General features: G+C 73.5%; 16 protein-coding genes and 1 pseudogene. 4 read left to right on the top strand and 13 right to left on the bottom strand.

All coding sequences use genetic code 11. The annotated features are described in order from the left end of the window. The first annotated feature begins 169 nt into the window (after nucleotides 1-169). Nucleotides 170-1,063: a TetR/AcrR family transcriptional regulator gene (locus tag E0504_RS43215; RefSeq protein ID WP_200835507.1), complete on the top strand. Its 894-nt coding sequence runs from the start codon at nucleotides 170-172 to the stop codon at nucleotides 1,061-1,063. Between the two features lie 47 nt (nucleotides 1,064-1,110). Here E0504_RS43215 and E0504_RS43210 read toward each other — a convergent pair whose 3' ends face one another. The 3 genes from E0504_RS43210 to E0504_RS43200 all read right to left on the bottom strand — a co-directional run bounded on the left by E0504_RS43210 (nucleotide 1,111) and on the right by E0504_RS43200 (nucleotide 4,030). Further along, nucleotides 1,111-1,668: an SRPBCC family protein gene (locus E0504_RS43210; protein ID WP_243657881.1), complete on the bottom strand. Its 558-nt coding sequence runs from the start codon at nucleotides 1,666-1,668 to the stop codon at nucleotides 1,111-1,113. Between the two features lie 98 nt (nucleotides 1,669-1,766). Further along, nucleotides 1,767-2,693, bottom strand: coding sequence for a 4'-phosphopantetheinyl transferase (locus tag E0504_RS43205; protein ID WP_131627322.1), 927 nt, complete (start codon nucleotides 2,691-2,693; stop codon nucleotides 1,767-1,769). Nucleotides 2,694-2,779: 86 nt separating this feature from the next. Continuing rightward, on the bottom strand, nucleotides 2,780-4,030 hold the full coding sequence (locus E0504_RS43200) for an enoyl-CoA hydratase/isomerase family protein (RefSeq protein ID WP_200835502.1): 1,251 nt from the start codon (nucleotides 4,028-4,030) through the stop codon (nucleotides 2,780-2,782). 302 nt (nucleotides 4,031-4,332) lie between these two features. Between E0504_RS43200 and bioA the strand changes: the two genes are divergently transcribed. Together bioA and E0504_RS43190 are read left to right on the top strand one after the other, a co-directional pair. Then, nucleotides 4,333-5,619: an adenosylmethionine--8-amino-7-oxononanoate transaminase gene (gene bioA, locus E0504_RS43195; RefSeq protein WP_112109120.1), complete on the top strand. Its 1,287-nt coding sequence runs from the start codon at nucleotides 4,333-4,335 to the stop codon at nucleotides 5,617-5,619. A gap of 483 nt (nucleotides 5,620-6,102) precedes the next feature. Beyond that, nucleotides 6,103-8,244 (top strand): GGDEF domain-containing protein, encoded by a 2,142-nt coding sequence (locus E0504_RS43190; protein ID WP_243657880.1) that lies wholly within the window; start codon nucleotides 6,103-6,105, stop codon nucleotides 8,242-8,244. Nucleotides 8,245-8,306: 62 nt separating this feature from the next. Here E0504_RS43190 and E0504_RS43185 read toward each other — a convergent pair whose 3' ends face one another. The 9 genes and pseudogenes from E0504_RS43185 to E0504_RS43145 all read right to left on the bottom strand — a co-directional run bounded on the left by E0504_RS43185 (nucleotide 8,307) and on the right by E0504_RS43145 (nucleotide 16,496). Beyond that, a complete protein-coding gene (locus tag E0504_RS43185) occupies nucleotides 8,307-9,134 on the bottom strand; it encodes a bifunctional 5,10-methylenetetrahydrofolate dehydrogenase/5,10-methenyltetrahydrofolate cyclohydrolase (protein ID WP_112104877.1) in 828 nt (275 codons plus the stop codon). After that, entirely contained in the window at nucleotides 9,131-9,754 is a 624-nt protein-coding gene (locus E0504_RS43180; RefSeq protein ID WP_041254462.1) for a cyclodeaminase/cyclohydrolase family protein, read from the bottom strand. Before E0504_RS43180 ends, E0504_RS43185 begins: the two co-directional genes overlap by 4 nt. A 348-nt stretch (nucleotides 9,755-10,102) precedes the next feature. Further along, entirely contained in the window at nucleotides 10,103-10,789 is a 687-nt protein-coding gene (locus E0504_RS43175; protein ID WP_112104878.1) for a TetR/AcrR family transcriptional regulator C-terminal domain-containing protein, read from the bottom strand. A gap of 91 nt (nucleotides 10,790-10,880) precedes the next feature. Next, nucleotides 10,881-11,577: pseudogene (locus E0504_RS43170) on the bottom strand (amino acid permease); the annotation flags it as partial. A 390-nt stretch (nucleotides 11,578-11,967) separates the two neighbouring features. Next, nucleotides 11,968-14,355, bottom strand: coding sequence for an excinuclease ABC subunit UvrA (locus E0504_RS43165; protein WP_112104879.1), 2,388 nt, complete (start codon nucleotides 14,353-14,355; stop codon nucleotides 11,968-11,970). Between the two features lie 120 nt (nucleotides 14,356-14,475). Next, on the bottom strand, nucleotides 14,476-14,886 hold the full coding sequence (locus E0504_RS43160; protein ID WP_112104883.1) for a VOC family protein: 411 nt from the start codon (nucleotides 14,884-14,886) through the stop codon (nucleotides 14,476-14,478). Between the two features lie 10 nt (nucleotides 14,887-14,896). Beyond that, nucleotides 14,897-15,340 (bottom strand): helix-turn-helix transcriptional regulator, encoded by a 444-nt coding sequence (locus E0504_RS43155; protein WP_112104880.1) that lies wholly within the window; start codon nucleotides 15,338-15,340, stop codon nucleotides 14,897-14,899. Between the two features lie 149 nt (nucleotides 15,341-15,489). Continuing rightward, nucleotides 15,490-15,924, bottom strand: coding sequence for a peptide-methionine (R)-S-oxide reductase MsrB (gene msrB / locus E0504_RS43150; RefSeq protein ID WP_112104881.1), 435 nt, complete (start codon nucleotides 15,922-15,924; stop codon nucleotides 15,490-15,492). Nucleotides 15,925-16,082: 158 nt separating this feature from the next. Further along, nucleotides 16,083-16,496: a hypothetical protein gene (locus tag E0504_RS43145; RefSeq protein WP_071064329.1), complete on the bottom strand. Its 414-nt coding sequence runs from the start codon at nucleotides 16,494-16,496 to the stop codon at nucleotides 16,083-16,085. Between the two features lie 142 nt (nucleotides 16,497-16,638). Between E0504_RS43145 and E0504_RS43140 the strand changes: the two genes are divergently transcribed. Then, nucleotides 16,639-16,989 carry an RNA polymerase-binding protein RbpA gene (locus tag E0504_RS43140; protein WP_112104882.1) on the top strand — a complete coding sequence of 117 codons (351 nt, stop codon included), beginning with the start codon at nucleotides 16,639-16,641 and terminating at the stop codon, nucleotides 16,987-16,989. A gap of 108 nt (nucleotides 16,990-17,097) precedes the next feature. Here the strand turns inward: E0504_RS43140 and lnt are convergent, their stop codons facing one another. Next, a complete protein-coding gene (gene lnt, locus E0504_RS43135) occupies nucleotides 17,098-19,755 on the bottom strand; it encodes an apolipoprotein N-acyltransferase (protein ID WP_373693997.1) in 2,658 nt (885 codons plus the stop codon). Nucleotides 19,756-19,783 lie beyond the last annotated feature (28 nt).

Genomic DNA, 19,783 nt, shown 5'->3' with positions numbered 1-19,783 from the left:
CGGTGTCGGCGGGGATGTCGGCACGTCTGCGCGCCGCCAACTGTGTACGGCGCACACAGAAGTGTGTGCGGTTACTGTGTACCACTGAAACTGATTACGGTCTAGACGGCTGTGTAGCGCGTACACGACTACGATGGCGGCGGGGATGCGCCGACCGAGCGGGAGCTGAATGGACATCGAGGCCGGCACAGGGGCCGAGGCCGGCGCGCCGTCGCCGCAGCCGCAGGTGCCGCCAGGGCCGGGGGATGGCCTGCCGCCGGGTGTCGACCTGCTGTGGGGCCGGCGCGAGCGGGGCCGGCGCGGGCCGCGCCCCGGGCTGAGCCTGGCCCGCATCGTCACCGCCGCGGTGGAGATCGCCGACGAGGAGGGGCTGGGCCCGCTGTCGATGAGCCGGCTCGCCCAGCGGCTCGGCTTCACCGCGATGTCGCTCTACCGGTACATGACCGGCAAGGACGAGCTGCTCATGCTCATGCTCGACGCCGTCATGGCCAGCCCGCCGCCGGGCCCCGCGCCGGGGGAGGGCTGGCGTGCGGTGCTCGAGCGCTGGGCGGGGGAGTGCCGCTCGCTCTACCAGCGCCACCCGTGGGCGCTCGACGCCCCGATCAGCGGCCCGCCGCTGGGCCCCAACCAGTTGCGCTGGCTCGACGCCGGGCTGGCGGCCCTCGCCGGGACACGGGCCACCCCCGAGGAGAAGCTGAGCGTGATGCTTCTCCTCGACGGGTACGTGCGCGCCGAGACGCGGCTGTGGGTGCAGTTGCGCCGCGCCTACCGCCCCGGCGCGGCTCCCGCCTCGGCAACCTCCGCGGAGGCCGCCGCCTCGGCGGCCGGGCCGGCAGGCAATGCCGTGCCCGCCGAGGCCGTGCCCGCGGACGCCGAGCCGCCGCCGTCCTGGGGGTCGCTACTGCGCCAGCTGATCGACCGCGAGCGCTACCCGGCGCTCATGGAGATCGTCGCGACCGGGTCCCTCGACAGCCCGCCGGGCTACGGCGACACCGACTACGAGTTCGGGCTGGCGCGCATCCTCGACGGCATCGAGGTCTTCCTGCATCGGCCCGCCCGCTGACCGTGCCCGGAGACCCGTCGGAGAAGTGCGGGACGCCTCGTGCCGGGTCAGCGGACGATGCGGCGTAACACGACCCGGGCCAGTGGGGCGTAGGCGTGGGGCAGCGGGCCCGGTCCGGTGATCCGCAGCCAGGTGGACGTGCCGCCGTCGAGGCAGGCGTCCACGCCGTGGTCGAGGTCCAGCCGCAGCGGGCCGATCCCGACCCGCCAGCTCCAGGTGCGCTCGAACTCGTCCACGGCGGTGACGAGGAACCGCGCCGCCGGTCCGGCGAGTGGACGCACCTGCCCGCGCAGCCCGGGAACGATCCGCTGCCACCTGCCCGCGTCCGCCCCAGGGGGCTCCTCGCCGCAGGGCCGCCAGCCGTAATGATCCTGATCGCGGCTGTGCCCTTGGAAGGTGCCGTGGCCCTGCCCGGCATACGCTCCGGCCGCGGCACCCGCCGGGCCCGCCAAGCCCGCGGTGCCCGCGGGGGCGCGCCCCGCGCTCTCGATCTCGACCGCCCGGATCTGCGGCGCCCAGCCCGGCCAGGCCGCCGGGACGGCGTACCGCTCCCAGCACAGGTCGGGCGGTGCAGGCCCGGAGGCCTCCAGGAACACCACGCTCACACCCACCCACGGTAGGCCGACCCCGGCGAATCTTCACCCGCACCGCGCTTCCCGACCTGGCCGCCCGACCGGGCGGATCGCTGCGGGTGCGGCAGGTTTCAGGTCGGGGGAGTGAAGGCGATCGCGGTGACGATCAGGCCCCGGCCCACCGCCCAGCGCCCGCTGAAACCGGTCAGCTCCCCGCCGGGCAGGGCAGGCCCCGCCACCAGCAGACGCGCCTGGAACACCCCCCGCGCATCCATCCCAGGTGCCCCCGCGATGGGCGCTCCCTCGACAGACGGCCCGTCCCCACCACTCGCACCGGGCCGGCTCCAGCTGGGACTGACCCCACTGAGGCTGCTCCCACCGGGACCGCTGCCGGCCCCGCCCCCGCCCCCGCCGTCGGCCCCGGCGTCGACGGTGATAGTCAGCTCGGCGTCGTCGAAGCCCAGCCAGCGTTGGGCCAGTGGGAACCAGGCCTTGTACACCGACTCCTTGGCGCTGAACAGCAGTCGGTCCCAGCAGACAGCCGGGTGCTCCCGGCCCAGCGCGGTGAGCATGTCCCGCTCCGCGGGCAGCGAGATCTCGCGGAGCACGCCGCCGGGCGTCGGCTCGTTCGGCTCGGCGTCGATGCCGACGCTCACCGCCGAACCTGCCGCGCCGCGGGCGACGACGGCCGCCCGGTAACCGGCGGTGTGGGTGATGCTGCCGACCACCCCGGCCGGCCACAGCGGCTCACGGCGCTCCCCGGGGAGGATGGGCACCGCGGGCACGCCGAGGGCCTCCAACGCCCGGTGGGCGCAGATCCGTCCGGTGGTGAACTCGCGGCGGCGCTTGTCGACCGCGCGGGTGAGGGTCGCGGCCTCCTCGGGGAACAGCTGGGCGTCCGTGGCGCCGCCGAAGTCGTCGTCGAACTTCTCCACCGCGGCGAGCGCCGGCCCGGTCCCGGGGCCCGCGGCGGGGGACCAGGCTGTGCCGGGCGCCGGCAGCACCGCGGCCAGCAGGACCGCGCCGCCGGCGAGCCGGGGCGGACCCGGCACCGTCACCGGCGCGGTGACTCCAACCGGCTCGGTCGACTCGACAGGTCCTGTGGCCGCTGCCGGCGTCCCGGCCGCCGCGCCCCAGCTGTCGGTCATCGAACTGCCTCTCTTTCGCGCAGACCGAGCTCGCCGCCCGGACCGGAGTCGTCGGCCGGACCGAGTCCGCCGGCCTCGCCCAGGCCGAGCTCGGCGTCGCCCAGCGGGGCGAAGAACCGGTCGACGTCCTCGGCCGTGACGTCGTCGAGCCGGTCCGGGGACCAGCGGGGGGAGCGGTCCTTGTCGACGACGGCCGCGCGGATGCCCTCCACGAGGTCGTGGGTGCTCAGCAGCACGCAGGCGATCCGGTACTCCTGGTCCAGGCAGGCTCCCAGCCCGGGCAGCGCCCGCGCCGAACGCAGCGCGCGCAGGGTCACCTTCAGCGAGGTCGGTGACTTCGCGGCGATCTCCTCCGCGGCGGCGCGGGCCGCCGGGGCGGGGCTGGCCGTCAGCGCGGCAAGAATCTCCTCGACGCTGCCGTGCCGGTAGCACGGGTCGATCCAGGCCCGGTCAGTCGCCAGCGAGGACGGGCCGGTCGCCGCGGCGACCGTCGCGTACCGGCGGGCCAGTGGGCCCGCGCCGCCCGCGCCGCCCGCGCCGAGGCCGGCCCCGGCGGCCTCGCGCAGCGCGGCGACGAACGCCGGCAGCGCGTCGCTGGGCAGGTGGTGGTCGGCCAGCCCGCAGGCGATGGCGTCGGCGGCGCCGATCCGGGCGCCGGTGAGGGCCAGATGCGTCCCGATCTCCCCGGGTATCCGCGCGAGCAGGTGGGTGCCGCCGACGTCGGGGACGAAGCCGATCCCGACCTCGGGCATCGACAGCACCGAGCGCTCGGTGACGATCCGGGTGGCGCCGTGCGCCGAGATCCCGATCCCGCCGCCCATGACGAGCCCGTCCATCAGCGCCACATACGGCTTCGGGTAGGTGCTGATCAGCGCGTTGAGCCGGTACTCGGCGGCCCAGAACGCCTTCGGTGCCGGGTCGCCGCGCCGCGCGCAGTCATGGAAGAAGCGGATGTCGCCGCCCGCGCACAGGCCGCGCCCGCCCGCCCCGTCGACGAGCACCGCGGCGATCCCGTCGTCGGCCGCCCAGGTCCGCAGCGCCGCGTCGATGGCCTGCACCATGCCCGTGGTCAGCGCGTTGATCGCCTTCGGCCGGTTCAGCGTGATCCGGCCGAGGGCACCCTCGCGGCGCACGAGCACCGCCGGCTCGGCCGGCACCGCCGGCTCGGCGAGCGCTGCGGCCGCGGTACGCGCGGCCGGCACGGTGGGCCCGTCGAGCACGGCGGGGTCGGTGGGTTCGGGCGGCATGCGAGGTGACTCCTCCCTGGACCTGTGGCCGACCACACGGCGGCGGGCAGCCGGCACCGGCGGGCGGCCGGCGAGCGGTGGGCAGTGTGAGCGGGTGGACAGTGCCCGTCCCATCTTCGACGCCGCCGCCCGCACCCGGGACCGGTGGGTGCCCCGTGTGGCCCTTCCGACACACCCCGCCTCGCCCGACCCCCGGCTTCGGCCGTGGCACGCCCCACCGGCCGAAGCCGGGTGAGCAGAGGCACAGCCCCGCGCCCGCCGCCGCCGGCCCGCTCCGGCGGCCGGTGGGAGAAGCTGGGGCCATGGACGCCTCCGACCTGGTCACCCGGGACCGCGCGGTCGTCTGGCATCCGTACGCCTCCGTGCGCGACCAGGCGCCGCTGTTCGCCGTCGCCTCCGCCGCCGGGGTGCGCCTGACCCTCACCGACGGCCGCGAGCTGCTCGACGGGATGTCGTCGTGGTGGGCGGCGATCCACGGATACCGCCATCCCGTCCTGGACCAGGCCGCCCGCGACCAGCTGGACCGGATGTCGCACGTCATGTTCGGCGGGCTCACCCACGAGCCCGCCGTCGCGCTGGCCGAGCTGCTTGTCCGGGTCACCCCACCCGGCCTGGAGCGGGTGTTCTTCTGCGACTCCGGCTCCGTCGCCGTCGAGGTCGCGATCAAGATGGCGCTGCAGTACCAGGCCGGACGCGGCCGGCCCGGGCGGACGAGGCTGCTCACGATCCGCCGCGGCTACCACGGTGACACCTCCGGCGCGATGTCGGTCTGCGATCCCGACACCGGCATGCACCACCTGTTCACCGGCCTGCTGGCCCGGCATCTGTTCGCCCCCGCCCCGGCTCCCGGCTTCGACGAGCCGGTCACCGATGACGACCTCGCCGACGTCGAACGCCTGCTCGCCGCCCACGAGGGGGAGATCGCCGCGGTCGTTCTCGAGCCGGTCGTGCAGGGCGCCGGCGCGATGCGCTTCTACGCCCCCGGCTGGCTGGCCCGGGTCCGCGAGCTGTGCGACCGGCACCGGGTGCTGCTCGTCGCCGACGAGATCGCGACCGGCTTCGGGCGCACCGGGGAGCTGTTCGGCTGCGATCACGCCGGGATCACCCCGGACATCATGTGCGTCGGCAAGGCGATGACCGGCGGCTACCTGACGATGGGCGCCACCCTGTGCACCGCCGAGGTGGCCGACGGCGTCTGCGCGTCGGAGGCGGGCGCGTTCATGCACGGCCCCACGTTCATGGCCAACCCGCTGGCCGCGGCGGTCTCGCGGGCGAGCGTCGAGCTGCTGCTCGCCTCCCCGTGGCGGGAGCGGGTCCGCGCCGTGCACGACGCGCTGGCGGCCGGGCTCGCGCCCGCCGCCGACCTGCCGGGCGTCGCGGACGTCCGCACTCTCGGCGCCATCGGCGTGATCGAGACCCACCGTCCGGTCGACATGGCCGCCATCCAGCCGCTGCTCGTCGAGCTGGGGGTGTGGGTGCGCCCGTTCGGACGGCTCGTCTACGCGATGCCGCCGTTCGTGATGGAGCCGGCGGACGTCGCCACCCTGACCGCCGCCATGGTCGACGCCGTCGCCGCCACCACCGGCTGACCGGCTGACCGGCCGGCCGGTGGCCGCGGGGCCGTCGGGCCGGCGCGGCGGCCGTCCGGCGCCCTGGCGACCCACCCCATCAGGTGGGTCGCCTGTGGTCTTCCCGTGCCGTGCGGACGGCCGTTCCGGCGCCTGCGACCCGGCCGTCCGAACCGGTGCGCCGCCTGATGATGCAGGTCAGAAGCGCGAAGGTAGGGGGAGCACACCCCCGGGGGGTGCGTCGACCGCTGGTGCGGATGCCGGTACTGCATGTCCGACATCCACGAACTAGTTGCGGATGCCCGAAGAGCCTTCATACCCTTCGTTCACGGGGCTTCACTGTGTGTAGCAGCTGGCGGCTGTGGTCGCCGGCGGCGCCGGTCCCACCGAGGGCGGTCCCGCCCCCGGCCGGCGCCGGGCACGGGTCGCCCCGGTTCGTGAACGGATGCCCCGACAGACCTGGATACCGCGAGGTGGGCGCCGCGTGCGTCACCAGCACCGGCGGTGAACGAGAAGGGCCACGTGCGGATGCCGTTACGACAGGCGCCATGGCGACCCGGGCGCGGGCACGTCCCCCCCGGGCTCGGGGCGGTGGTGCGCGCGGTCCGCCGGGCGGCGGCCCGCCGCCCGGCCGGGCTCGTCGCGGTGATCGGGACGTCTCCGGACGGGACCCGACGCCCCGCCGAGCTTCCCGCCACCCACCCGGCTCCAGCCCCGATCCCGACGCGTCCCGCTCCGGCCCGGGTCGCGCCCGCGCGGGCCGAGCCGCTGCCGATGCCCGCTTTCGGGCGGGTGGCCCCGACCACGACCGGGCCGCGCGGATGGGCGGCCCGCCAGGGCCTGGTCCACCCCTTCCCCGCCCTACCCAGCCTCCCCGCGGGCCCGCCCACAGCCATCGCCTCCGCCGCGCTGCCCCGCGACACCCCGCTGCCCCGCGACACCCCGTTCCCGGAGATGACGGGCGTCCCCCGCGCCGATCCGGGTCACGGCACCTCCGCGGGCCATGGTGCCTCGCTGTTCCTACGGGACGCCACCTGCCCGGCCTCCGCCCTGCCCGGACCTGACAACACCCCCGGCCGCACCCCCGGCCGTGGCGGCGCCGGGCGCCGCTCCCGCAACGAGCCACGCCCGCGCGCCCGCCCCCGGTTCCTGCCCCGCCTGCCCATGCCACCGCCACCGCGCGGGAGCCTGCGCCCGCCGCGGTGGCGGCGGCCCGGCGGCGCCGCGGGCCTGCCGCGGCCGCCCGCCGAGCTGATCGGCATCCTCGCGGTCGAGGCGCTGTTCCTGTTCGCCGCCGTCGTCCTCGTCGCGAACGCCGCCGCCGACCGCTCCCCGCCACGGCCCGCCGAGCTCGCGACCTTCGCCGCCTTCACCGCGCTGGCCGTCGTCACCGGGGTGCTGCTCACCAGCCCCGTCGCGGCCGGCGCCGGGCAACGTGCCGAAGGCGCCACCGCCGCCCCCCAGGACAGCGGCCCTCCCATGACCTCCACCTGGACGCTGCCGGTCGCGCTGCTGCTGCCCCCGCTGTACGCGCTGCTCGCGCACGTCCCGCTCTGGCTGGCGACCGGGGGAGCGGGGCGGCTCGGCCGGCCGGCGGGCCGGGGCGGCTCCCCGCCGCCGGCGCGCATCCGGCTGCACGACACCGCCGCGCTCGGTCTCGCCGGCGCCGCCGCGGCCGCCGTCCACCACCTGATCGCACCCACGACGGACCCGCGGTCCGCGGAGCGGCTCGCCGGCTCGTCGCACACCTTCGCCGCGCTGATCGCGGCGGTCGGCGTCTACGTGCTCGTCGACCGGCTGCTGCGTCCCGGTCACTGGTCCGGCGGGCGGGAGCAGGCGGTCGCGGTCGCGGTGGAGACCGGCGCCGCGCTGATCCTCGCCGTCCTGTGGGCGGCCAGCCCGCTGCTGCTCGTCGTCGCCGCCCCGCTCGTCCTGCTGCTGCGCCGCGGGCTGGCCCACGCCGAGCTGCTCACCGCGGCCCGCACCGACCCCAAGACCCGGCTGGCGACCATGGCCTACTGGCGGCAGGTCGCCCAGCGCGAGACCGCCCGGACCCGCCGGCTGGGACGTCCACTGTCGGTGCTGCTCGTGGACGTCGACCACTTCAAACAGGTCAACGACCGGCACGGGCATCTCAACGGTGACGCGGTGCTGCTCGCCGTCGCCGACGCGCTGCGCCTGGCCACCCGGCCGCAGGACCTCGTCGGCCGGTTCGGTGGGGAGGAGTTCGTCGTGCTGCTCGCCGAGGTCGACCTCGACGCGGCGGCGGCCGTCGCCGAACGCGTCCGCCACCAGGTCGCGGGGGCCAGCACCCGCCTCGGTCGCGCCGAGGTGACCGTCACGGTGTCGGTCGGCGTCGCCTGCACCAGCCCCGCCCGCCCCGACCCGCTCACCCACCAGGCAAGCCCGGCCGGCCCGGCGGACGGGACCGACGCGGCCCGTCGCGGCGCGCCCGGCACCGCCGCGGAACCGGCGTTCCCCGGCTCACGCGCCGCGGCGCCGGCCACCGACGACCTCGCCATCCTGACCGACCTGCTCGAGCGCGCCGACGCGGCGCTCTACCAGGCGAAACGCGAAGGCCGCAACCGCGTGCGCACCGCCGGAACGGCCACAGCGGGCGGCGCGCCACCGCGCCCCGCCCGCTGAACTCCCCACACTTCCGAACAGCTTCCGAACTCCCGCGGCTACCTGCTCACCCGTCTACGTGCTCAGCCGCCGGCCGCGCGCACCGTGTTGCGCAGCAGCAGCATCGTCGTCACCGGCCCCACCCCGCCGGGAACCGGGGTCAGCGCGCCCGCGACCGGGGCCACCGCGTCGGCGTCGACGTCACCGACCAGGCCGGCGTCCGTCCAGTTCGTGCCGACGTCGATGACGACCGCCCCGGGCCGGACATGCCCGGCACCGACCATCTTCGGCCGGCCGACCGCGGCCACGACGATGTCGGCGTCGTGCGCCACCGTCGCCAGGTCCTTCGTCCGCGAATGGCACACCGTCACCGTCGCGTCCTCGGCGAGCAGCAGCAGCGCCGCCGGCTTGCCCACCACCGAGCTGCGGCCGATCACACACGCCCGGGCGCCGGCCAGCGGCACCGCGGCCCGGTTGAGGATCTCCAGCACGGCCGCCGCGGTCGCCGGCGCGAACGCGGGCAGGCCGAGGGCGAGCCGGCCCAGGCTCAGCGGGTTCATGCCGTCGACGTCCTTGCCCACGGGGATGCGGGCACCCACGTCGGCGGCGGTCAGCCCGTCCGGCAGCGGCGTCTGCACGATCATCCCGTGCACCGCCGGGTCGGCGGCGAGCCGGTCCACGGTGGCGGTCAGCTCGTCCGGGTCCCCGGTCAGCTCGTGGACGGCGCAGCCCACCCCGACCTTGGCGGCGCCGCGCTCGATCACCCGCACGTACGACCGGGCAGCCTCGTCCGCCGTCGGCAGCACGACCGCCAGGGTCGGAGTGACCCCGGTGGCGGCGAGCCGTTCGACGTCGTCGACGACCGAGCGTCCTATGTCAGCGGCCATCGACCGCCCATCCAGCAATCTCATGACCCGATCCGATCTCCCACGGCGCGCACGACGACGTCCGCGCCGGTCACTGACGACAGGTACTTGTCCAGCTCGGCGGCGGTCGCGTCGCGGGTGGCGGCGTCGCTCATCGACGCCAGGTTCACCCGCACGTTGATCGCCGCCGAGTCGAGGGCCGCCCGCGCGCTGGCGGCGGCGACGGCCACGTCCGACAGGACGTTGACGTTCGCGCCGTCGAGGATGCGCTGGCACAGCCCGACCACCTCGGCGGCCGCCGCCGCGGTGCGCAGCGGCACGTCGGCCGCCCCGACCAGCGCCCGCTGGATCGCGGCGCTGCGTGCCGCCTTCTCCTCGGCGGTCTCCTTGGGCAGCCGGTAGGCGTCGGTGACGGCGGTGAACGCCACCGCGTCCGCGTCGGCCAGCGCCAGCGCCTCGCCGCGCAGCCGGTCCGCCTCGGCGCGGGCGGCGAGCATCACCGGTTCGTGCTCGGCGTACCGCGGCTTGCCGATGGTCAGGTTGGTGACCATGCTCACCAGGGCCGCGCCCAGCGCCACCTGCACCGCCGCCGCGGCGCCACCGCCGGGCGCGGGAGCCGCCGAGGCGAGCGCCTCGAGGAACCCGTCGAGTGTCTCGTCCGCCATCGCTTTCGACTCCCGCCTCGATCCGTTGTCCGGATCCGTGCCCGTCCGGACCTGTGCCGGCCAGCTCGCCACGCCGGAACCCCTGTGTGCCGTCACGCTCCCGCGTGGACGGCCGGCCGTGGCCGGGGACCACGGCCACGCCGCGGCGTCACCCGTCCCCACCCGACCCGGGACCGTCCGCATCCGTGCCGCGGATGCGGCGGAGCGGGGACGGCTGGGCGCGGGGCTGGTCGGAGTGCACCGTAGCAAGTGGATCGGCGCCCTGGACGGGGCAGGCCCGGCGCGCGCCCGTCCCGGACGGGATTGTGAGGTTTACCCCTCCGTCGACGGCGACCGGTCCACCGACGCTCACCCTGGCAGCGACCCCATGATCAGGTCGAGGCCGTCGTCGAACTGCGTGGCCGTGTCGGCCCGCAGGAACGGCACCGCCGCCGCCAGGTCGGGCAGCTGGTGCGCCGGCGGGTTGAACGTCGCCGTCGGCGCGCTGGGACGCCGGTCCTGCGCGACCGCGGCGGCCAGCGTGCGCGCCTCGGACAACACATGGCCCAGGCTGTAGAACAGCAGCGTCTGGTAAGCGGACGTCGCCTGCTCGGGGCTCAGGCCCATCCCGCGCAGCAGGCCGAGCGCGTGGTTGGCCCGCTCCCAGTACGCCCGCCCGCCCGGCGGGCGGCGCAGGATCACCCCCGCCATCGTCGGGTGGCGCAGCAGCGACCGCCGTAGCTGGTGCAGGCTCGCCCGCAGGTCGGCCCGCGCGTCCCCGGTCGACGGCAGCGGCTCGTCGCCGGCGATCAGGATGTCGGCGAGGACGTCCAGCAGCTCGTTCTTGGTGTGGAAGTGGCGGTAGACGGCGGTCGGGTCGACCTCGAGGCGGGCACCGAGGGCACGCATGCTGAAGGCGTCGGCCCCGCCGATGCGCACGATCTCCATCGCCGCGTCGAGCAGCACCTCCCTCGACAGGGTGCCCCGAGGCGTGCGCTGCGGGGGAGCCGATGCGCCCGACCGGGGCGCGTCCTCATCCTCGTCCGGTGCCGTCACGACACCTGATCGTAGTGGAACCCACAGTGTGGTCAACGCTGTTGACGCGCCCGCCCGTCAAGGATGATCTTGATGGCCGCGTCATCCCCGCTCACTGCCGCGCCGGGTGCCCGCCCGCGTGACGGGCGGCGTACACCACCACCGCGGCGAGTACCGCGGACCCGCCGAGCACGGACGTCCCGGGCAGGCTGAAGGCCAGCAGCAGGCAGCCGAGCAGTCCGACGACCGGAACGGCGCGCACCGGACGGCCTTCGGTGGGGGAGAGGGTCCACGCCGCGGCGTTGGCGACCGCGTAGTGCAGCAGCACCCCGAACGAGGAGAACCCGATCGCGCCGCGCAGGTCCGTGGTGAGCACGAGCGCGGTGACGGCGGCCCCGACCCGCACCACCGGAGCCAGACCCGGCACGCCGGCGGCACGCACGGCGTCGGTGAGCGGCGCGGCCGACGCCCCGAGCGCGGCCACCGGTAGCACCAGCAGCAGCGCGACGGCGACCGCGGCGTAGACGACCAGCGTGATGCCCAGCGCGGTCGGGATCGCCCGGCGGATGGTGCGCCGCGGGTTACGGACCTCCTCGCCGAGCGTCGCGATGCGCGCATAGCCGGCGAAGGCGAAGAACAGCAGGCCGGCGGCCTGCGGGAGACCGGGCCACAGGCTGGCGGCCCGGCTCCGCGGCGCCACTGGTGACGCAGGCGACCACGACCACGACGATCAGACGGGTCAGCCAGGCCGCGCGCCGCATCCCGGAGTAGTTGACCGCGGTGAGGGTGGCCGTGGCGGTGGCCGCCACCGGTTCGCCCCACGTCCCACCAGACCCTCAAGATAGTCAACAGTGTTGACGTGCGAGCCCTGCACAAACGATCAAGAAAACAACCAAATGCACAATTGATCAAAAGCCTTTCTCCTCAACAGAAAACCTTCGGTTGAGAGGAGTTTTCGATCATGAAACGGGCTTCGGGTGTCGCCATGATCATCTTTGCCGTGTCCCTCTGGGGTCGCCTCGCGCCTCGCGCTGGACGAAGGCCGCCGCGGACCTTCGCCCATGGCCATGGGCGGGCCTCCCGGTCGGACGCGGGCCTACTTAACATAATGTGCATTATCGGCGCGGTTTCGGGAGGGGTGTTCGGCCCCGTTCGACCTCTATGTGCCGCCGGGGCCCCGCCTGCTGGGCGGTGTTTGGTCAGGTGCCGATGTAGGTGGCGAGGTGTTCGCCGGTGAGGGTGGAGCGGGCGGCGACGAGGTCGGTGGGTGTGCCTTCGAAGACGATCCGGCCGCCGTCGTGGCCGGCGCCGGGGCCGAGGTCGATGATCCAGTCGGCGTGGGCCATGACGGCCTGGTGGTGTTCGATGACGATGACGGACTTGCCGGAGTCGACGAGCCGGTCGAGCAGGCCGAGGAGTTGTTCGACGTCGGCGAGGTGCAGGCCGGTGGTGGGTTCGTCGAGGATGTAGGTGCCGCCCCTGTCGGCCATGTGGGTGGCGAGTTTGAGTCGTTGCTGTTCGCCGCCGGAGAGGGTGGTGAGCGGCTGGCCGATGGTGAGGTAGCCGAGTCCGACGTCGGCGAGCCGGTTGAGGATGGCGTGTGCGGCGGGTGTGCGTGCCTCGCCGGTGCCGAAGAACTCCTGGGCGTCGGTGACGGACATGGCGAGGACTTCGCTGATGTCGCGGCCGTCGAGGTGGTGGTTGAGCACGGAGGCTTCGAACCGTTTGCCGTCGCATTCTTCGCAGGTGCTGGCGACGCCGGCCATCATCGCCAGGTCGGTGTAGATGACGCCGGCGCCGTTGCAGGCGGGGCAGGCGCCTTCGGAGTTGGCGCTGAACAGTGCGGGCTTGACACCGTTGGCTTTCGCGAATGCCTTGCGGATCGGGTCGAGCAGTCCGGTGTAGGTGGCGGGGTTGCTGCGTCGTGAGCCGCGGATGGCGGTCTGGTCGATCGAGACGACGTCCGCGCCGGCGGGGATCGATCCGTGGATGAGGGAGCTTTTGCCGGAGCCGGCGACGCCGGTGACGACGACGAGTACGCCGAGGGGGATGTCGACGTTGACGTCGTGCAGGTTGTGGGTGGTCGCGCCGCGGATCGGGAGCTGGCCGGTGGGGGTGCGCACGGTCGGTTTGAGGGTGGCGCGGTCGTCGAGGTGGCGGCCGGTGAGGGTGCCGCTGGTTCGTAGCCCGGAGAGGGTGCCTTCGTAGCAGACGGTGCCGCCGGCGGTGCCGGCGCCGGGTCCGAGGTCGACGACGTGGTCGGCGATGGCGATTGTTTCCGGCTTGTGTTCGACGACGAGCACGGTGTTGCCCTTGTCCCGCAGTCGCAGCAGCAGGTTGTTCATGCGCTGGATGTCGTGGGGGTGCAGGCCGACGGTGGGTTCGTCGAAGACGTAGGTGGTGTCGGTGAGTGAGGAGCCGAGGTGGCGGATCATTTTGACGCGCTGCGCCTCGCCGCCGGAGAGGGTGCCGGAGGGCCGGTCGAGGGAGAGGTAGCCCAGGCCGATCTCGACGAAGGAGTCGAGGGTGTGGTGCAGCGCGGTGAGCAGGGGTGCGACGGATGGTTCGTCGAGGTCGCGGACCCAGTGGGCGAGGTCGCTGATCTGCATGGCGCAGGCGTCGGCGATGTTGGTGCCGGCGATGCGGGAGGAGCGGGCGGCTTCGCTGAGCCGGGTGCCGTCGCAGTCGGGGCAGGTGGTGAAGGTGACGGCCCGGTCGACGAAGGCGCGGATGTGTGGCTGCATCGCTTCGCGGTCTTTGGACAGGATCGATTTCTGGATTTTCGGGATGAGGCCTTCGTAGGTGAGGTTGACGTTGTCGACCTTGATTTTTGTGGGTTCTTTGTAGAGCAGGTCGTGGAGTTCGGTCTTGGTGTATCGGCGGATGGGTTTGTCGGGGTCGAGGAAGCCGGAGCCGCCGAAGATGCGGCCGTACCAGCCGTCGGCGCTGTAGCCGGGGATGGTGAGGGCGCCTTCGTTGAGGGATTTGCTGTCGTCGTAGAGGGCGGTGAGGTCGAAGCCGGAGACGGCGCCGCGGCCTTCGCAACGGGGGCACATGCCGCCGGTGCGGGTGAAGGTCTTTCGTTCGGTTTTGCTGGTTCCGCGTTCGGTGGTGATCGCGCCGTTTGCCCGGACGGTGGGGACGTTGAAGGAGAAGGCGTTGGGTGAGCCGATGTGTGGACGTCCCAGCCGGCTGAACAGGATGCGCAGCATGGCGTTGGCGTCGGTGGCGGTGCCGACGGTGGAGCGGGGGTCGGCGCCGAGCCGCTGCTGGTCGACGATGATCGCGGTGGTGAGTCCGTCGAGGACGTCGACTTCGGGTCGTGCAAGGGTGGGCATGAAGCCTTGGACGAAGGCGCTGTAGGTTTCGTTGATCAGTCGCTGGGATTCCGCGGCGATGGTGCCGAAGACCAGGGAGCTTTTGCCTGAGCCGGAGACGCCGGTGAACACGGTGAGTCGGCGTTTGGGGAGTTCGACGCTGAGGTCTTTGAGGTTGTTCACGCGGGCGCCGTGGACGCGGATGAGGTCGTGGCTGTCGGCGAGGTGGGGCGCGGGCGGCTGCGGGTCCGTCCTCGTGGCGTTGCTCATGGTGTCTCCATCGTGCTGGCCAGCCGGTGGCGACCACCAGGTCGCCACCGGTGTCGGGCGCGGGGGTTGCCGCGTGGCGGCTGTCCGGGTGTCGGGTCCTGGCCGGGTTCGCCGGCTGGTTCAGCGGTGTTCGTTGATTCGGACGAGGTTGCCGGCGGGGTCGCGGAAGGCGCAGTCGCGGACGCCGTAGGGCTGTTCGGTGGGTTCCTGGACGACTTCGGCGCCGCTGGCCTGGACCTTGGTGAAGGTGTCGTCGAGGTCGGCGGTGGCGAGGATGACGTGGGCGTAGTTGCCCTTGGCCATCATCTCGGTGATGGTGCGGTGCTCGTCGTCGGTGATGCCGGGGTAGGCGGCGGGTGGTTCGAGGACGATGCAGGTGTCGGGCTGGTTGGGGGGTCCGACGGTGATCCAGCGCATGCCGTTGTAGCCGACGTCGTTGCGGACTTCGAAGCCGAGGGTGTCGCGGTAGAAGGCCAGGGAGGCGTCGGGGTCGTCGTGCGGGAGGAAGCTGGTGTGGATGGTGATGTCCATGGCGGTCACGCTAGGTGCGGCTGGGTGAGCGCGCTTCTCGATTCCTGACCGGTCTGGTGATCTGTTTGGCGATGCAGGAGGGCATGCCGGCGGTGGTCGCGGCGGCGTGGCGGCGGTAGGCGCTGGGGGGCATGCCGACGAGTTCGGTGAAGCGGCTGCTGAAGGTGCCCAGGGAGGAGCAGCCGACGGCGAAGCAGACTTCGGTGACGGTGAGGTCGCCGCGGCGTAGTAGGGCCATCGCGCGTTCGATGCGCCGGGTCATCAGGTAGGCGTAGGGCGATTCGCCGTAGGCGAGGCGGAACTCGCGGCTGAGGTGTCCGGCGGACATGTGTGCGCCGCGGGCGAGCGCCTCGACGTCGAGGGGTTGGGCGTACTCGCGGTCGATGCGGTCGCGGACGCGGCGGAGGCGGGCGAGGTCTCGGAGGCGCTGTGTCGCGGCGGGACTGCTGCTCACCTGCGGGATGGTGCCATGTCGGGGTGGGGGTGCCAGTGCCAGGCCCGGCGTGGTTCGTGTGGGGTTGCGGGCTGCCGGGGTGGTGTCCGGCAGCCGGTGCGGGATGGGGTGTGGCCGGCCTGGTCGGGTTGGTCAGCTGGCGTGGTGTTTCAGCTGGCGTCGGTGTTGTCGAGGTCGAGGGCGAGGCTGTTCATGCAGTACCGCTGGCCGGTGGGGGCGGGGCCGTCGTCGAAGACGTGGCCGAGGTGGGAGTCGCAGCGGGCGCAGCGGACCTCGGTGCGGGTCATGCCGTGGCTGCGGTCGGTGATGAGGGTGACGGCGTCGGCGGTGACGGGCTGGTAGAAGCTGGGCCATCCGGAGCCGGAGTCGTATTTGGTGTCGGAGGTGAACAGGGGGGCGCCGCAGGCGCCGCAGCGGTAGGTGCCGCTGGTCTTGTCGTAGGTGTAGGCGCCACTGAAGGGGGCTTCGGTGGCGGCCTGGCGCAGGATGGCGTAGCGCTGGGGGTCGAGGAGCTGGCGCCATTCGGTGTCGCTGCGGACGACCTTCTCGTCGGTGTCGGTGTCGGTGTTCGGCTGGTCGGTCATGGGATGTCCTTCCTGGTGCGGGGTGGCCGGCGGGTGGGTGGGTGTGCCGGTTTTGGCTGGCTGGCGGGTGTGGTGTTGTGCGCGGGTCGGGTGTTCCTGTCTGTGTGCTGTGTGGTGGTCCCGTGGTGGTCAACGCGGCGGGCGGCCGGTTTGTTCTGTCATGCGACTGGTGCCGCGGTGCCAGTTCGGGTGTTTGTGGGGTGGTGGCGGGTGAGGGTGGTGGCGGCGAGGGCGACTCCCCCCGTGGCGGCGGCGGCCATGGCGGTGCCGGCGGCGGGTGGGAGCTGGCGGCGGGTGGTGGCGTGGGTGAAGACCGCGGCGTCGGCGGCGTCGGCGAGCAGGCCGGCGAACAGCCATCCGCGGGTGGGTGCGCCGGTGAGCTGGGCGTGGAGGAGTCCGGCGCCCAGGGCGAGGTCGCGGATGCCGGCGAGGCGGGCGAGCCAGGCGATCTTCTCGGCGGTGACGCGGTCGACGCCGGTGGCGCGGATGATTCGGACGGGTCTGGTCAGGGCGGTGAGCCCGACGGTGGTGCGGGTGAGGCCGTTCAGCAGGATCGGAGCCCGGTTCGTCACGCGCCGTGTATCCTTTGCAGTCGGTGGAGCACACAGTGTGATTGCGATCTCGTTACCTGGCCTTCCGGGGTGGGAACGACTTCGCTTGTCCGTACGTTGGACTCGGTTGAGGTCCACACGCCACGACGCTCTGAGGAGTCATATGGGCGAGCGCATTCTGCGGGGCAGCCGTCTCGGTGCAGTGTCCTACGAGACTGACCGCAGCACGGAGCTTGCCCCGCGGCAGACAGCGTCGTACGACTGCCCGAACGGTCACCAGTTCACCATGCCCTTCGCGGCCGAGGCCGAGGTGCCTTCGGCGTGGGAGTGTCGCGTGTGTGGGGCGGCGTCGGTGATCGTGGACGGTGAGCGGCCGGAGCCGAAGAAGAGCAAGCCGCCGCGTACGCACTGGGACATGTTGATGGAGCGTCGGACGACCGACGATCTGGAGGAGGTGCTGGCCGAGAGGCTGGCGGTGCTGCGGGGCACGGGTGCGGACAGGCGGTCCGCCTGAGGGTGTGAACGGTCCCGGGTCTGCCGGTTCGCGGTGCCGGTGAGGCGCGGGTAGGTCGGAGACGTCGATGTGGGGTGGCAGCGTGCGCTGCCACCCCACATCGACGTTTCAGGGCCGGCCGGCGTCGACGGTGTCGGGTCCGGTGGCGGTCGGGGTGGTGAGGCTGTCCGTGGTGGGGTCTGTGGGCCGGGCGGGGGTGGGGATCGCCGCGCCCGCGCCCGCGCCGGTGCGCTGGCTGGTGCTGGCGGGGCCGCGGCGCAGGGAGGTCAGGGCCCACCAGCCGACGCGCCAGAATCCTTCGGCGACGATCGCGCGGCTCATCTTCGACGCGCCGCGTTCGCGTTCGACGAAGTCGATGGGGACTTCGACGACGCGGAACCCGGCCTGCCAGGCGCGCCAGGCGAGGTCGACCTGGAAGCAGTAGCCCTGGGAGGCGACCTGGTCGAGGTCGCGGGCGCGCAGGACGTCGGCGCGGTAGGCGCGGAACCCGGCGGTGGCGTCGTGGAGGGGCACCCCGAGGGCGGCGCGGACGTAGGCGTTGGCGCCGCGGGAGAGGACGAGCCGGCTGCGGGGCCAGTTGTGGACGGTGCCGCCGGGGACCCAGCGGGAGCCGATGGCCAGGTCGGCGTCGGTGAGGGCGTCGAGTAGGCGGGGTAGCTGTTCGGGCTGGTGGGAGCCGTCGGCGTCCATTTCGACGATGATGTCGTAGCCGTGTTGCAGGGCCCAGGTGAAGCCGGCGATGTAGGCGGAGCCGAGGCCGGATTTGCCGGGCCGGTGCAGGACGTGGATGTGGTCGTCGTCGTCGGCGAGCTCGTCGGCGATTTTCCCGGTGCCGTCGGGGCTTGCGTCGTCGATGACGAGCAGGTGGACCGCGGGGTTCGCCTGGCGTAGCCGGCGCGTGGTGTCCGGCAGGTTCTCCCGTTCGTTGTAGGTCGGGACGCAGACGACGACGCGGGTGGCTTCCACGCCTCTCCTCTTCTGGTCGGTGCCGGCGGCGGGTTGGTGCGTTTCCCCCGGGTGCTGGTGGTCGTCGCCGGTCCGGTCGGTGGATGTCGGGGTGGGTTGGTGGGTGGTGCTGGTCGGGTCGTTGTCGGCGGGTGTGTCGCCGGGGTGGTGGCGGGTGCGCCGGGGGTGGGTCAGTCCAGCAATCATGGCGAGTGCGCCGAGGGCGGTGAGCACCGCCTCCGGGACGATACCGAGGCGGGTGGCGAGGGTGTGGGTGGTGCGTAGTGGGAGTTGTGCGGACAGTACGCCGGCTTCGTAGAGCCCGGTCTGGGTGAGGATGGTGCCGTCGGGGGTGATGAGGGCGCTCTGACCGCTGGTGGAGACCTGGATGGTGGCGCGGCCGTGTTCGACGGCGCGCAGGCGGCTCATGGCGAGTTGTTGTTGGCTTTCGCCTTTGCGGCCGAAGGAGGCGTTGTTGGTTTGGATGACGAGGAGTTCGGCGCCGTGGTTGACGTTGTCGCGGACGAGGCCGTCGTAGGCGACTTCGAAGCAGATGACGTCGCCGATGACGGTGCCGGCGACGGGTAGGGCGCCGGTGCTGGTGCCGGCGAGGAAGTCGTTGGGCATCTCGTCGGCGAAGCGGCTGATGAGTTTTTCGAGCAGGGCGCGGCCGGGGAGGTATTCGGCGAAGGGGACGGGGTGGCGTTTGACGTACATGGCGCCGGTGGGGCCGTCGGTGGTCCAGATGAGGCCGGCGTTGCGGACGTGGCGGGGGCCGGGGCCGTCGAGGACGGCGCCGACGAGTAGTGGTGCGCCGGCGACGGTGGCGGCGTGGGTGAGGGCGGCGTGGGCGGTGGGGTTGGTGAGGGGGTCGATGTCGGAGGAGTTCTCCGGCCACAGGACGAGGTCGGGTTGGGGGGTGCGGCCGGCGCGGACGGCGGCGGCGAGGTTCTCGGTGCCGGTGACGTGGTTGTCGGTGACCTGGAAGGCCTCGCCGAGGGCGCCCAGGCCGCCGGCTTCGGGGACGTTGCCCTGGACGGCGGCGACGTTGAGGGTGCCGTGCTGGGCGGTGGTGGGCAGGGGAACGGCGAGGCCGGCGAGGGTGAGCGTGAGAGCACCGGTGAGAGTGGCCAGTAGTGGCCGGATGCGGGTCGCCGTGCCGCCGGTGGCCCGTGCGGTGGCTCCTGTACCCGTGGCGCGGGCGGTGGTGGCGTGGGTGAGGGCTGTGGCGAGCAGCGCGGCGGTGGTGGCGACGGCGAAGGTGACCAGAGGCGCGCCGCCGAGCGCCGCGAGGGCGGTGTAGGGGCTGTTCGGCTGGCTGAACGCGATCCGCCCCCAGGGGAAGCCCCCGAAGGGCGCACGGCCCCGTAGCGCCTCCTGGGCGACCCAGATGGCGCCCGTCCACAGCCACGGTGCGGGTAGCCGCTGAACGAGGGTGGTGGCGGGTGCTACGAGGGCGAGGAGGGCGGCCTCGGCGGTGGACAGCACGATCCAGCCGTCGGCGCCGACGAAGGAGACGAAGCGCAGCAGGGGTAGCAGGAACGCGAGGGAGAACAGCATTCCCAGCCCGTAGGAGGCTCGTAGACGCCGCCCGCGGACGGTCAGGGTGAGAACGGCCAGGGCGACCGGTGCCAGCGGCCACAGGCCGACCGGGGGGAAGGCGAGGTAGAGCAGGGCGCCGGCGAGGACGGCCAGGGCGGGCCGGGTGAGGCGGCGCGGTAGGGCGCGGCCGGTGGGGTGTGGGGGTGTGGGGGGTGCGCCCGCCGGGGCGGGGTCGAGCGGGCCGGGCTCGAGGGCGGGTGTGGCGGGCGCGTCAGTCACCGGTCCAGTGTCGGTTACGGGGGCGGTG

Source organism: Parafrankia sp. BMG5.11, from assembly GCF_004337455.1.
The sequence above is the reverse complement of the archived record's forward strand: the minus strand, read 5'-3'. Positions and strand labels throughout refer to the sequence as shown.